The 14552-nt window shown below is 54.3% G+C and carries 12 protein-coding genes; 4 read left to right on the top strand and 8 right to left on the bottom strand.

The features are described 5' to 3' along the window. Positions 1-118: 118 nt before the first annotated feature. Complete coding sequence (locus tag VN12_RS07315; protein WP_168164273.1) at positions 119-1252, bottom strand: hypothetical protein; 1134 nt, start codon at positions 1250-1252, stop codon at positions 119-121. Between the two features lie 115 nt (positions 1253-1367). On the opposite strand from VN12_RS07315, the gene VN12_RS07310 reads away from it, so the two are divergent. Continuing rightward, positions 1368-2045, top strand: coding sequence for a bacterial transcriptional activator domain-containing protein (locus VN12_RS07310; protein ID WP_146676208.1), 678 nt, complete (start codon positions 1368-1370; stop codon positions 2043-2045). Here the strand turns inward: VN12_RS07310 and VN12_RS07305 are convergent. The 6 genes from VN12_RS07305 to VN12_RS07280 form a co-directional block, all read right to left on the bottom strand. Further along, on the bottom strand, positions 2042-2836 hold the full coding sequence (locus VN12_RS07305; RefSeq protein WP_146676207.1) for a M50 family metallopeptidase: 795 nt from the start codon (positions 2834-2836) through the stop codon (positions 2042-2044). The two genes, VN12_RS07310 and VN12_RS07305, sit on opposite strands and share 4 nt — an antisense overlap. Before the next feature lie 10 nt (positions 2837-2846). Further along, complete coding sequence (locus VN12_RS07300; protein WP_146676206.1) at positions 2847-4286, bottom strand: aldehyde dehydrogenase family protein; 1440 nt, start codon at positions 4284-4286, stop codon at positions 2847-2849. Positions 4287-4415: 129 nt separating this feature from the next. After that, positions 4416-5546, bottom strand: a complete 1131-nt coding sequence (locus VN12_RS07295) for a hypothetical protein (RefSeq protein ID WP_146676205.1) — start codon at positions 5544-5546, stop codon at positions 4416-4418. 87 nt (positions 5547-5633) lie between these two features. Next, on the bottom strand, positions 5634-6488 hold the full coding sequence (locus VN12_RS07290) for an alpha/beta hydrolase (protein ID WP_146676204.1): 855 nt from the start codon (positions 6486-6488) through the stop codon (positions 5634-5636). Between the two features lie 138 nt (positions 6489-6626). After that, positions 6627-7796 carry a hypothetical protein gene (locus tag VN12_RS07285; RefSeq protein ID WP_146676203.1) on the bottom strand — a complete coding sequence of 390 codons (1170 nt, stop codon included), beginning with the start codon at positions 7794-7796 and terminating at the stop codon, positions 6627-6629. A gap of 115 nt (positions 7797-7911) precedes the next feature. After that, the gene (locus VN12_RS07280; protein WP_146676202.1) at positions 7912-9420 is read right to left on the bottom strand and encodes a hypothetical protein; all 1509 of its coding nucleotides are present in this window, start codon (positions 9418-9420) and stop codon (positions 7912-7914) included. Positions 9421-9808: 388 nt separating this feature from the next. Between VN12_RS07280 and thrC the strand changes: the two genes are divergently transcribed. Then, complete coding sequence (thrC, locus tag VN12_RS07275) at positions 9809-11242, top strand: threonine synthase (RefSeq protein ID WP_146676201.1); 1434 nt, start codon at positions 9809-9811, stop codon at positions 11240-11242. A 48-nt stretch (positions 11243-11290) separates the two neighbouring features. Here thrC and VN12_RS07270 read toward each other — a convergent pair whose 3' ends face one another. After that, a complete protein-coding gene (locus VN12_RS07270; RefSeq protein ID WP_146676200.1) occupies positions 11291-12025 on the bottom strand; it encodes an SDR family NAD(P)-dependent oxidoreductase in 735 nt (244 codons plus the stop codon). A gap of 746 nt (positions 12026-12771) precedes the next feature. Between VN12_RS07270 and rho the strand changes: the two genes are divergently transcribed. Together rho and rnpA are read left to right on the top strand one after the other, a co-directional pair. After that, positions 12772-14121 (top strand): transcription termination factor Rho, encoded by a 1350-nt coding sequence (gene rho, locus VN12_RS07265; RefSeq protein ID WP_146676199.1) that lies wholly within the window; start codon positions 12772-12774, stop codon positions 14119-14121. 24 nt (positions 14122-14145) lie between these two features. Then, positions 14146-14535 (top strand): ribonuclease P protein component, encoded by a 390-nt coding sequence (rnpA, locus tag VN12_RS07260; protein WP_146676198.1) that lies wholly within the window; start codon positions 14146-14148, stop codon positions 14533-14535. The last annotated feature ends 17 nt before the right edge of the window (positions 14536-14552 follow it).

Below are 14552 nucleotides of genomic sequence, written 5' to 3'. Positions count from 1 at the left end.
CCAAGTACTGGGAGAGGGATTTGTCTTTGGGAATAGTGTAACAGAATCAATGCCAATGGTTCGCAGCAAGGAACCGATCACGAATCCAGGGGATTTCTGTGCCGATGCTGAGAAGATCTTATGGCAGGATGCGTATTTCCATTCGCCCCTCTCTGGGAATAAATTCGACCCCTCCAGCTTTCCCTAAGTCGCGGAGCAATTGTTCCACGGAAGCGTTTTTGTATTCCACTCGAATCTCTCGGTTCGCGACCGCGTCGGGGAGTGGTAACGGAAAGAAGTCGACCTTCAACGATTGCCCTATCGTCTGGATGGCAGTTCCCAATTTTCCTTGAACCACGCCGGAATATAAGGCAGACTCCGGTTTTGGCGCTGTCCATTTCTTTTTCGGAACGAGTGGCTGCACCAATCGTCGGTGTTCTTCGGGCAGGGCTTGGATCCGCCAACCGCCATCGGAAACTCGTTCCACGGAGGCGGTGGGACAGCTTTCCTTCCAAGCTCGGCAATAGGAGCTACCCAGCTCTTCGATTTGTTTGGGTGTGTAGGTCCATTCGACCTGCTGAGTGGATCGTTCGAGGGGCAGTTCTTCGATGCGAATGGTTCCATCGCTCCATAGCAACGCCCGATCCATGCTGGAAAGAACGCAGAATGCGATGCTCCATTTTGGTACCTTGCGAAACTGATAGGCGGGCCACAGATCGTGCTCCAACAACTCGATCCAGTCTTCTCGAAACCCTAATCGAAGCGACATGATTCGGGCGACTTCGCGCATCGGCGTGCCAACTGGCCAAGAGAACTCTTCAAGCGATTTGCGCCAACCACTGGGAAGGTTGGCGAGTTGTAGCTCCCACACGATCTGTTGGAGAACCTGGGCTTCTTTCTGAGGGGCAATCACCAGGATTCCCTCTGCCATCAGAACACTTGCGTCGACTTGATCGGCGATCTTTTCGAGAAGAGAACCCAGCGATTCGTCAGGGGCAATCTTCGCTTCGACGATGCGATCTCTCGAGACCAAGCGATCGACCCAAATGGGGATGTCATATGCCGAGGATAGCGAGGCAACAGCGGACTCAAACGAACTCCTCATCACTGGTTGTGCTGGGGCCGAGAGACGTTGTTGAACGGATACCATCGATGCACCTAAGTAGGGGTGCGTTCTGGATTGTCCCAACCCAATCAAGGCGAAGTGAGAGAAGAAGACAGTCAGGAGCAGGGTGATTGTCAAGTGTCTAGTGAGTGAAGTCGCGATAATCATCTTCCTCCGATCGTGAATATTGCATCCACATCTTTGCGTAAGTAGAGTGGATTTGTCGAATCGCGACATCAGGAGATGCAAGGTACTCCCACCAACAGTCTACGTACGATCCAGCATGACCAAGCTGCTCCAATTCTACGAAAAGTATCTTGCGGATTCCTGTGGGGACCCATTGTCTGTCGTGATTTCTGCGGAAGAAAATCGCAATTCTCTTCGATGGATCGATCAAGTCGCCGCGCATTACTCGCCAGCGACCTTGCTGCGATTGCTCGACTCCACCGACGTTCAAAGTCGCAGGGCCGCGACATGGGCTCTCTGCTTTTTGGGGAATGAGCACCACTACACACCACTCGGTCGATTGCTAAGGGATGAGTCCCGAATCGTTCGAACATCCGCGGACGAATCTCGCCGCGCAATCGCGAGGAGAACTCAGAGCCCATGGCATCGTAAAACGGCTTATCAAGTCGAACAACTCTTGGCGGACGAGAACTATCTGCGTGCCGAGGAGTTGGCGAGTCACCTCATCGACGAAACCGATGGGCGAGGCGATGTCTACTATCTGCGAGCTTGGATCCGATTCACACGCGGGGACATCGAGGAGGCCTCCGCGGATTGCAAACGCGCCATTCGACTCGATCCATTCTCCTACCAAGCTTGCGTAGCGCTCGGGCAATGCTACTGGCACCTTGGCAACGACGGAGCTGCTCGCGAATGCTATCTGGAATCCAATCGAATCTACCCCGATTGGGAGCCTGCACGCTCCGCAATGGAAATCCTGGCTGGGAACTCTTAGCGAATTCGGCGCACGTCTTCCGCGTCGATGATATCACCCGATCCCTCTCCATCTCTTGAATTCCGAGGATCTCCCCAAGGGCTGGGCGTCCACGGATTTGAACCTGCGTCCATCGTCCGCTTGAGGCGGACCTGAAACAGCTCGGCGCTGCAAACGAAAAACATGATCGTGAAAATGATCACGATGGAGATTTGAAGCGTGAACAGCCCGTACAGTCCAAACCCCGCAGACAAGACTTGCCCCAATCGAGCGCTCCACTCAATGGCCACATCCTTCGCGACAAAGAATTTCAATATCGCGCGAAGAATTCGGCCCCCGTCCATCGGATAGACCGGGAGCAAATTGAAGCAGAACAATGCGACGTTGACGATGAAAAGATGCTCCCAGGGCCCTAAAGAGCCAATGTCCGTCGCATTGTCCCAATTTACTTTAGCGACAAAACTCATCGCGATCGCCAGCGCAATTACCAAATTGACCAAGGGACCGCATGCGGCGATGACCAATTCAGCAAACGGCGTGAGATCCTTTGACTGCATTCTCGCGACACCCCCAATGGGATAAAGGGTGATGTCGTGTGTCTGAACGCCGAACCATCGGCCGGAAAAGGCGTGCCCAAGTTCGTGCAGGAACACGCATAGGAATACGGTGAATACGAACCCGATCGTTGCCACCGCATGCCCAAGGCCGCGGCCAAGCTCACTCACAAACAAGTAAAGAATGAGAAGCCAAAACGTCCAATGGAGATAAAGTCCGATCCCCGATAGCTTTCCAAAGTAAATGGTTTTGAACATGCCTGCTATTCTATACCGCCGCAGGAACGCGGGTTGGTGCGACTTGATAGGCTCGCGACCGGAAGAGGAAATCAATCAAATTCCCTTCGTGCGGTTGCAGCCAATTCAAGCGACTCGTTGGAATAGGTCCGATGTTCAACCGATCGATGTTTATCGCGTTGGTCAGATCGTCGATCCATGCCTCGTCGTTCGTGATGGCAGTCCCCACCAACGTCTGGCCAATCGATTTGATCATATCCTTTTGCGGACATTGTACGACCGATACGAATGGGAACATGTACTCTTTCATCGCGACGCCTCGCTGCGGAGAATCCGCATGCACCACCATCGGGCGAAGATACGCGCAATGCTCTTTCTCAATCAGTCGCTCACCGTAGGATGCGGTCATGTCGGTCACTCCCGATTCGGCCAAATCCTGTTGGATCATTCCCCATGTCCCCGTCGCCATGTTCTTGTTCGTGAAGGCTGCCAGTGCGGCCTTCGGATCAGTCGGTGACGAGATATCGACTGGTCCAAGTCTTGCAGCCAGCGCTTCCGCGATTTCCTTCGTGTGACGAGACGCCCAAACACCGGACGCATTGATGCATCCTCGCCCTGAATTGATGACCACGCTTTCGACCATCACATCCAGATAATCTTCCCAAGCATCGACGATGTCATCTCCAAGCAAAATCTTCGAGAAGCCGGGACCGTGGGCTTGGACGCGTGGGTTGCCGGAATACTGTTCGACCGTTTGCGCACTTCCAAAAATCATGCTCCTCGAACACTTGCTCAACAAGGTGGAACCGACGTCATGCCCGCCGGGATACAAGCAAAATGCCTCGGCCGGAATCCCCGCTTCAATGAACGCGCTGATCATGCGGTAAGGTGTCCATGGCTCCTGCGATCCTGGTTTGAGTACCAATCCCACTTGGAGCGGAACTGCGGGAAGCCAGAGGGTGTGAACACCAGGAGAGTTGTTCGGAAGAACAGCACCCAGCACCGGAGTTTGGCATTGATAACTTACAATCACATTGCGTCCTTCTTCCCCGAAACCGCGCGAGAAGATCTCAGGATTGAGACCGCGTGTCAGTGCATCCAGGATCTTGTCCATATTGCTCAACACAAAGCAGTTCTTCTGCATGTTGTTGCGGCACATGATCTCTGGAAGTCCCGTGCTGGCCGACTGCTGATGTACGAAGTCGTCGACCGATTGAACGCCATCTCCCAATGGAAGCGTCTCGTGTTCGAACAGATAAGCCGCTTTCTTGCATCGCTCGATAAGATCGACGATCGGCAGCTTGCGCAATGCCTTCCTCGCGTTGTCAGCCTTTCGGATGTCCATTTGAACCATGGACCCGTTGACTTGTCCAATGCGAGCAATTGGCTCCCCTGTGTCGAAATGGATGACGTCCTGGAATTCCAACGACTTGTATTGCTTACCCCAGCGAAGCGGATTGAGTGTTAACATGCCTGACCTTCCGAATTTGATTGTTCTTGATGGATGCCGCTGCAGAAGCCATCGAGCCTCGTTCGGAGAACAAGGCTCGACGCACAGAAGAATGAACCGCGACTCACTCGCGTGATCAACCTGAAGAAATTAGTAAACACCCACCGTGGTGCTCGATGCAAAGCCGCGATAGGGCCTTACGCCGCTAACACCATCCCATGGATATTTGTTGAAGGGAAGTTCTCGCTCTCCCTCATCTCGTTCCATGAAACCCGGTACAAAAAACTCTTTGGTCATCGTGTACAGCTTGACCCGCCCTGTCTCACCGTAAGGGACCAATTTGTTGTAGTCGTCGAAATCGACTACTTCGACTACCGCTCGCGGTTGAGGAGCGTAATAGGCAATCGTATAGCCGTCGTCGGCGGTGATGGGCCGCGAGCAAGCCAATCCCATCAAGGTATTACCGTATGTGGGGGTCATGTAAACACCGCTCTCCTCGACGGGCCCGCCGAGCATTTCTTCCACGCAGAACCGTGTCCATTGCGGTGTGAACTCCGTGCCCCCTGAAAAGATGCCCGTGATTCCGACTTCCTGGATCGAGGTACCCTTGTCCGCCAATCCCGATGCGAGTGCCTCGAGGAGCTTGGGGGTGGTGAACATGCACTTGATGTCGTGACCTGCTGTCAAGATCGTGATCGCTTGGTCGATGCAATGCTTCTTGTACTCCTCGAGATGCTCCATCCAACCCTTCTTGATCAACTTGATAACCCATCGTGGGTCCAAGTCGATACAAAAGGAGATGCCGCCTCGAAATTGGCAGAGATGTTCCACTGCCAGGCGTAAGCGACGCGGGCCTGACGGGCCGAGCATCAGCCAATTCGCACCCTTGGGGAAATACTCGTCGGGCAATGTGTAACTGAAGTTCTCATAGTCGATGCGGAAGTCATCGATCACGACCCGGCTCTTTGGGATTCCGGTGGTTCCACCAGTTTCAAAAACGTAGGTTGGTTTTCCTGCAAGCCCCTTTGGGATCCAACGATTGACAGGGCCTCCGCGCAGCCATTCGTCCTCGAATTCTGGGAACTTCTTCAAGTCATCGAACCCCTTCACTTCTTTGAGGGGATCGAACTTCAGTTCGGATTTCTTACCCAACCAAAAGGGTGAGCCCGTCGATTCGTGAAAGTGCCATTGGACCGTTTCGTACACATGTTGATCGAGCGCCTTGCGAGCCTCGGCGACTTGCGAGTCGCCCGCAACCCAGGATGGATTTGCCACTGTCATGGTTATGGTTGGGTAAGGGTGGGAGAAATGTGCGTGCAGGACGAATACTGCAATCGCTCGCCCATTGTAACGACTGTTCAAGACTCGCTAAAGCGACCGTGTCAACCAGCTGGTAATCGTCTGCCACAAAGGTTGGCGTACTCCTCGGTACGAATGATCCCCTCCCTCAATGACTTCGACGGAATGATGATAGAGGGATTTCTCTGCAAACCGATGCGATAAGTTCAAGTCCGCGTCGCGGAAATTGCCAGACCCGTTCCGTACTTCCGATTCCCCGAAGACCCACAATGTCTGCTGGGAAATCTTCTCGAGCCACCCGAAATAATCGTAGCGATCGTTCGATCCGTATTTATCCAAAAAGGTTGCCGCCGAAAGCCAGTTCGGCAGAGGATAGCGAACCCGAATCACCTGATCTGATTTGCCTGATTCGCATAACTCTTTCGCCAGTTGTAGATCCTTGCAAAAGACTTCGCCCCGTTTGGGATCCTCCGCCAAAATGGAAGTACTTAGTCGAGGCGGAGAAAGCGAGATGTATCGCTCCACCCCAACTCCGAGGGATTCCGATAGCCAGTACGCCGTTTTTAACGCGCCCAAGCTATGCGCTCCGATTCCTAGGAGTCGTATCCCATGTTCTCGGCAAAACGACTCCCAAGCGTTCAAGTCACTTAGCGATTGGTAAATCATTTCGTATTGGGATCCCAAACGCATCGGAACAGATCCCGAATTGAATGAGACGATGTCATGCCCGCGAGAGTTGACCAACAGAACGTGGGACCCAGTAAAGGAAAGTGTCTGTGCGAACTCCTTCAGCAAACTGGAACCGTAGAAATTTCCATTGACACCGTGTGTTACCAACCAGCAATCGTCGGAACTCCCTCGTACCCAAAACCCATCGAGCCTTACGCCATCGACGGTCTCCGTACTGACTAACTCACCCACCATCGCGGCCGCTCCTTCGCGTGCGTTCTCGGTTTCCCTAGCGATCGATGGCCATCCGCGATCGATCCAGACTCCAATAAAAAAAGGCCGCTGGATAACAGCGGCCTTTTCGATTTTGACTCGATATCACGCCCATCCAGCTTAGGGAGCTGCAGGGCTGACAACAGGGGCGCTGTTGTCGTCTTCGGCTGCGAGAATTCCAGCTACTGCAGCGAGACCCGCGATTCCGGCGATTCCACCCCAGCCACCGCCGTGTGCTCCGCCACCACCGCCGCCGCCACCGTAACCACCCCAACCCATGCCACCACAGCAGCTCGCTGCTGGCTGGGTCGATTCACAAAGAACCTCGGCTGGTGCCTCGACAACTTCTACAACCTCGGCCGATACAACATCGATCGATGCGGTGTCACAGCAAGGAACGACTTCTGCATTCAATCGATGACAAGGTCGGAAAATACCGATCAGCTTCTCACCCTTAGCACTTACAGGATCCGCTTTGTTGGGAACAAACTCAAAAGAGGTTGCAACGAAGCCTGACTCTCCAGCGGCAACAAACCCGTAAACTCCTGGCTCCAATCCCGCGACAACATATTCGCCGCTTGGTGCAACCGAAGCTTTCGCTATCTCTTCGCCATCCTTCAAGATGAACACGGTAAGATCGCTCAAGTCCTTGTCACCTTTGACTGAGCCAACCGTCCCGACCAATCGTCCTTCCGCATCGGCGTTTACGACTTGGCTAGGGGAAAAGCTTCGGCTAGGTCCGAGCGGATCGGAATCGGTTTCGACGCTAGCTTCAACTCGCATCGCATAAGGTGGCAACGTCTGACCTCTCAGAATCTCGTTGACTTTGTCCGCTGGCTTGACAACGCGTACTTCGACGTCGGAGGAGAGATGAAGACCCTTCTCTCGGCTTAACACCTTCAGCGAAAATGCACCGAAGGCCTCATCACCGCGAACGATCAACGAGTAAGTGCCCGGTTGCACTCCCACCAATGTGAACTTGCCTTCTGCATCGGCCTTGGTCTTTAGCTCCACCTTGGAGTCTCTTACCAAATAAACAGCAAGGTCTGCGGCAGTGGTCTTGTCGTTGGGAACGAGTCCGACTACCGAGCCGGTCACGTCACCCATCTCGTTTGCTGTGACCCACTGGCGGGAAAACAGCTCATTGACAAGCTCCACCTTTGGCGAAGCGGAGACAACTGCAGCCTCCTGACCGAGAACGCGCGACGAATTGACGGAGATCGGAGCGAATGCCAATCCCGCTCCAAATGCTGCGAGAAAAGCTGTCCTTTTCAAGGAGCTGGACTTCATGATGTGATTCCTGTGATAACCGGGCTAATTGACGTTGACCTTTATTGATATATCGGTTGTAGGAGTTTTTCAAGCAAAAAGGGTCAAAAAATGAGATTTTGCTAGCAAACTTCACTTATTCGGGCGGGGGGTTGCGATTGAGCCGCCCGTCTGTGGACTGGTACATCTCCGAAACTTTGCCACGTTCGATTCCTCGCGGGACCCGTGGGCGATATTCATCGACACGGGGTCGAGCGGCATCTCCCAGTGGAGACGAGTCCGCTCCCACTTGGAGCCAGCTCATCAAGTTATTGGGATTGATGATGGTGATTCCCAGCGAACGGGCTTGGGTTTCGATGTCCCGACGTCTTTTCGAGGCTGCCAGCATCGCTGGATCTCCCTTGCCATCCTCGTCGACACGATACTTGAGTTCCTCTCCCACGACCAACCAGCGGACTTTTTCGGTCAGCTGACCGGTGACTTCACCGGTCGGGAGCATATCCATGGCCAAGGTGACTTGATTTTGGTCCAGTAATCCTTTGATGCGATCTCGGTCGTCTTTGCCGTCTCCGTCGAAATCGATTTTGCCTAGCAATGCGATTTGGACTTTCGAGCCTGGTTGCCAGAAGGGTGAGTAGACCTTGTCCCCTCGCAGAATTGCGGTGAAGTTTCTATCGTCGAGAATCTTGGCTCGCGACAGGTGTTCCGCGCCCGCGAGCACTTCGACGATTTCAATCTTCGCCTTCACTTTTCCTTGGCTCGCCTGGGTGACATCCGAATCAAAGACTACGAAGTTCACGCCGGGGCGTAGACCGTCCGCTCGTCCGAGATTGATCCAAACTTGGCCGGGCCCATCTCCCGGGTACTTGCTGACTTGTACGTCGGTGATTTCCCCTTGAACGGTCTGGAAGCTTTCGTTCTGGACTTCGTTGATTTTTTGGACTAATGAATCGATGCGGCGAGCTTGTTCTTCATTGCGTCGCGTGGCTTCGGCGATCTTGGCGTTCAATTTGCCTTTTTCATCTTGGAATTCTCGGAATTGTTTGAGCTTTTCGGCAGCCAAGGCTTCGAATGCTTTGACTTGCTCAGCAATTTTGGCGGTGTAGTTGTCCAAGTCGTTCTTGGCTTTGAGCGAGATTTGCTCTTTTTCCTGTTGAGCTTGGGCTCGTAGGTCGGTCTCTACCTTGATTTTGCGATCGTAATTCTCTGTGTCCTGGATCGCTTTGGCGGCTGCATTCGAGAGTGCGATGTTTCGAGATCGCAGTTCCTGCATCAGCGTGTCGACCAGTTTGGCGTAATTTTTCTCCGGCTCGTTGACTCCGAACAATCCCATGTGATTGGTGTAGGTTTTGACCGCTGCATCGATTTCCGGGTCCCCGGTCACGCTGCTTTTCAGCTGATTGAATTCTGCTTCACTGATCGGTTTTCCAACTCCCAAAATGCTTTGGAGGAGTTGGTTTCGTTCGGTCACTTTTCGCAAATTGGCCTCAGCATCCCGTTTATCCTTGATCGCCGCTTCCGCTGTTTTCAAGTTGGTTCCTGAGGTGAACATCATGTAGGCGAGAGCGCCCAAGCAGAGAAAGCTGACGATGGACATGACCGTGACATAGGCTTGCCAGACTGTCACATTGCGATCGCGAGCCATGAATTCCTCGACGAGAGATAGATAGGGATAAGTTTGGTAGCCTTCAAAAACTCGCTCGGGACCTGGCTACACCTTGGACATGCATCCTAAATCCCGCCCTCCCTAGCGTCAAACATTCTCTTACCCATCCTTCTTCATTTTCCCAGAATGCCGTCTCGACCGGAACGCATACCCCGGTTTTTCCGGCGCAAGTGTCATGGTCGATCGGGAAGGGGCAAATTTTTCGTAGGCTTGGAGCGACCGGAGCGATTGGGCGGACTGTTCCTGTCGCGTTGTCCTTATTCAATGGGAGATCCGACTACATCCTGCCGATTGTAGGAGGTACATTAGGGAGCCTCCCGCGGCGGCGATGCTCGGCCGCCCAGTTCCAGAATCAGGTTCCATTATCATGTCGACGCTCTCCGCTACCGCAGTCCCCATGTCAACTACCTACGAAGTCGCCCACCAGAAATGCATCAATGTCGATTGCGGTGCCACTTACTCGATCGATGAAGTGCTGACAAGTTGCCCGAAGTGTCACGATCTTCTTGACGTCGCATACGATTGGAACAAAGTTTCGGTTCCAAAATCGCTTCGAGAGTTCGAATCCAAGTGGTTGGAACGCCACAATCCCATACGTTTCAGCGGTGTCTGGCGGTTTCATGAACTGCTCCCGTTTGCACCCCACCACAAAATCGTCACCGTGGGGGAGGGCCAAACGTTGCTTCAGCAAGCGGACTCGGTGGCGAAGTATGTTGGGATTCGTCCCGGCAAACTCTACTTGCAATATGAAGGAATGAATCCTTCGGGGTCTTTTAAGGACAATGGGATGTGCGCCGCATTCACTCACGCGCACATGGTGGGGGCCAAACGGGCGGCTTGCGCGTCGACTGGCAATACCTCTGCTTCCTTGGCGATGTACTGCGCCGTGACGCAATTGATGAAAGCGGTCATCTTCATCGGTACGGGAAAAATCTCCTACGGAAAGCTTTCACAAGCGCTGGAGTACGGAGCATTGACGGTTCAGATCGCTGGCGATTTTGACGACGCCATGGCCCGCGTGAAAGAGGTCTCGAAGGAACTGGGAATTTATCTGGTAAACAGTATCAACCCCTTCCGCCTCGAAGGACAAAAGTCGGTCATGTTCCGAGTTCTCGAGGCGCTTCGTTGGGAGTCCCCGGATTGGATCGTCGTCCCCGGTGGAAACCTTGGGAATTCCAGCGCTTTTGGCAAGGCCTTTATCGAGCTGAAGGAACTGGGGCTGATCGACCGCATTCCTCGGTTAGCGGTCATCAATGCCGGCGGTGCCGACACGTTGGATGTTCTCTACAACCAGCGGAACTTGCGTTGGAATCGCGGCCGCGCCCGCATGGATATCGCTTGCTGGTACTACGATGAATTGGACAAAGGAAAAGTAAAAGCCGATACGATCGCCAGCGCTATCGAAATCAACCGACCGGTGAATCTCAAGAAATGCCTACGGGCGCTCGATTTTTGCGATGGTGTGGTCCGGCAGGTCTCCGATCAAGAAATTCTCGACGCGAAAGCTCAGGTCGGGGCTGGGGGGATCGGGTGCGAACCAGCGAGTGCGGCCAGCGTGGCCGGTGCCAAGCTGCTGCGTCAGCAAGGGGTTATCGGTATGGACGATCGAGTGGTCTGCATCCTGACGGGGCATCAACTTAAAGATCCGACCGCCACGGTCGCCTATCACACGACCGATCAAGACAAATTCAACGAAGTCCTTGGCAGCCGTGGTGTGACCCGAGCGTCGTTCGCCAACCGAGCCGTCGCAGTCCCGAACGATGTCGATGCAATCGTCAAAGCCATTCAGCTCTACAGCTAACCGCTAGGCTCAGCAGATAATCGCCGGACTTGGCGCTCACCGCCGGCCTTAGCGGACGGCGACGGTTTTGATCGAGCTCAAGCCTCCATCGACCGCTAGGACTTGCCCGGTCACCCACGAGTTCTCGGGGGAGGCAAACCAAAGAATCGCTCGAGCCACCTCGTCGGGTTCGCCGAAACGGCCCAGTGGGTGCATGGATAAGGAGTGTTCTGCGTTTTTGGGATTGTCCCATATTCGCTGAGTCATCGGGGTTTTCGTGAGTCCTGGCGCGACCGCGTTCACCCGGATCTTCTTCGCTGCGTACGTCGCCGCGGCAGAGGTGACCAACCCTTCGATGCCACCTTTTGCGGCAGCGATTGCCTCGTGATTTTGAAGGCCGATCGAGGCAGCAGCCGAACTCATCAAGACGATGCTTCCACCCTCCCCGAACATACGAGGAGCCGCGAACTTGATGACCCCGGCCGCTGAAGTCAGGTTGGTGTCCAGGGTCGCACGCCACTCGGAGAAGCTTGTCAGGTGCATCGGCTTTAGCAAAACGGATCCCGCCAAATGGATGACCGCATCGAGACCTCCAAGCGTCTCTTCCGCCCGTCCAATCGCAGTTTCCAGGGAGGGCCAATCCACAGCATCCGCGACGGAATAATTCCAACCGAATCGTTGGGAATGTTCCTGAAGTTTGAGTTCGTTCCTTCCAATCAAAAAGCCAATCCCACCGGCTTGGGCAAGTTGCTGGCAGACTGCCTCACCGATCCCGCCGGTTGCTCCTACGACGACAGCACGCATTGCTTTGTTTTCCCGTTACGAGTGCTCCGCGAGCGATCGTCGCTGTCGAGCAGAAGTAGGTTAGCGACAAGGCAAGCGTCGAGGCGGAACGCTTCGATTGGAATAAATTCAGAAATCGATGGATGCTTCCGGTGGCAGGTCGCTTGACACCGGTCTCGGCGTGTGCAAAACTTGTCGAACCGTGTTGGGACTTCGTTCGCCGGTCATTTGATTTTGGTACCGGACCACGGCAATTGGCACAGAGCCTTGCTGAGGGAATGGATTTCCCTCGACACGTTAGAGCCTTCTTCGGATGAGAGATCACTCGATTTTCTTGCGTCGAGATCAGCTAAGCCCGGAAGATTGGCAGTTTGGGATGGTTTCGCTTCGGATCGGATCCGGGCCGTGGGGCTCAGGTTCCGAAGCTGGTTTCTCCTTGTCGTAGCGACTTTCCCGCCAGAAATAGGTTTGCTTTTCGCGTTTGTGCATCCACATCGACCGGTTCTGCGGCGATCGCGTTTTCACGAGCACGTCGAAGCATGAACGGAAAATGCGGGGCCCTCACGAGGCCCTTGCTGGTACTTGGATTCCTCGCGAATCCAGAATCGCCTTCACGAGGAACTCCGAATGGATGGCTTCGCGGTGGCGATCGACTCACGCTAACCCTAGGTGGCAGATCGAAGGAATGGATTTTCCTTGGGTCTCCAGGTTCTCGGTCCGGTGGCGATCCCAAGATCCCCACTTTGTTTTTACTCGGATTTGGTGGTATGCCCAAGAAAAAGCGCTTCCGCACTCGATTTCATGATGACAACTCGGGGGCAGCTCCCGGCCCTCGCCCTCGGGTCAAGAGGCCTCGCCGCCGTCACGGCCCGAACTATCAGCAGGCATTCGGCGATGGTGGAGAGGAAAACCCCGTAGTGACCGGTGAACCAGTGGAAGGGGCCGAGGGTGCGATGGCATCGGATTCGGATTCTCCTGCGGCGAACGAAGAGCCAGGTCAGGAGTTTTACGGGCTCCTGGAAATGCATCCCAATGGCTATGGGTTCCTTCGGTCCCCTGAAAACAATTACTCCCGGCTCCGGACCGATCCTTTCGTTCCTGGAACGATGATTGAGAAATTCCGACTGAGGCAGGGGCTCAAGATTCGCGCCCTCATGCAGCAGACCCGGCGATCGCAAGGTCCCCGCGTCAAAGAGATTCTCGACATCGAAGGGATGAAGCCAGACGAGTATGTCAATATCAAGAGCTTCGAGAACCTCACCCCCATCAACCCGGAGCAATGGCTCCGACTAGAGATCGGAACACAACCGATCACCAACCGCGTGATCGACTTGCTCGCTCCCATCGGACGCGGCCAACGATGCTTGATCGTCGCCCCTCCCCGATCCGGGAAGACGATTATGCTGCAGCACATGTCACAAGGGATTGCGCAAAATTATCCCGAAGTCGAGCTCATTGTGTTGCTCATCGATGAACGTCCCGAAGAAGTGACGGACATGCGTCGAAACATCCAACGTGGCGAGGTGATCGCGAGCAGTTTGGATGAGGACGTTGAGTCACATGTTCGCATCAGCCAGTTGGTGGTGGATCGCTGCAGAAGACTCGCGGAGATGGGCAAGGACGTTTTCTTGCTCATGGACTCCATCACTCGCCTAGCCCGCGCGTTCAACAAATATGTTGGTAATAGCGGTCCTACCATGAGCGGCGGGGTGAACATCAAGGCCATGGATATACCCAAAAAGCTCTTTGCAACCGCTCGCGCTTTCGCGGAAGGTGGCTCGCTCACAATCGTCGGTACCGCTCTGGTCGATACGGGGTCCCGTATGGATGAGTTGATCTTCCAAGAGTTCAAGGGTACGGGGAACATGGAGTTGGTTCTGGATCGAAAGCTGGCAGACCGTCGCGTTTGGCCTGCGATCGATATCACTCAGTCCGGAACACGCCGTGAAGAATTGCTTCACGATCCTGATACGTACCATTCGGTCACCATGATTCGCCGGACTCTCAACTCGATGCATCCGGTGGAAGCGATGGAGCAACTGACGAAGCAGCTTTCTCGATTCCCGAGCAATCAAGAATTCCTGAAGCTCATCGCTAACGCAAAAGTGATGGATTAGCCTGCGTTCGAGATGTGAGGCAGCATGAAGGACGAGTCGCTACCCGCTTCAATACGCTTGAAATCCTCCCGAGACTTCGAACGGGTCTTCAAGCGAGGTATCGTGGTGGCAGATGATGTCCTCGTTCTTCACGCTATCCCTCGAGCGGACAATTCCGGCGAGCCGCCGGCGAAAAGCGAGGCATCGAAAACGCCCCAATTGGGGATTAGTGTTTCCAAACGCGTCGGCCACGCACCCCTTCGCAATCGGTGGAAGCGGCTCATCCGCGAAGCGTTTCGCAAGCAACGCGAACAGATTCCTCCGTTGGATTACGTGATTCGACCGAAAAAGGACGCACTCCCCGACTTCCATCGCATCTTCGCGTCGCTTCCGGTCCTTGCCAAAAGGGCCGCCAAGAAGATCGCAAAAAACTGATCCCTTGGAATCTTGTA

Source organism: Pirellula sp. SH-Sr6A (assembly GCF_001610875.1).
Lineage (GTDB): Bacteria > Planctomycetota > Planctomycetia > Pirellulales > Pirellulaceae > JBKCUI01.
This window is presented reverse-complemented; position numbering and strand designations above follow the sequence as displayed.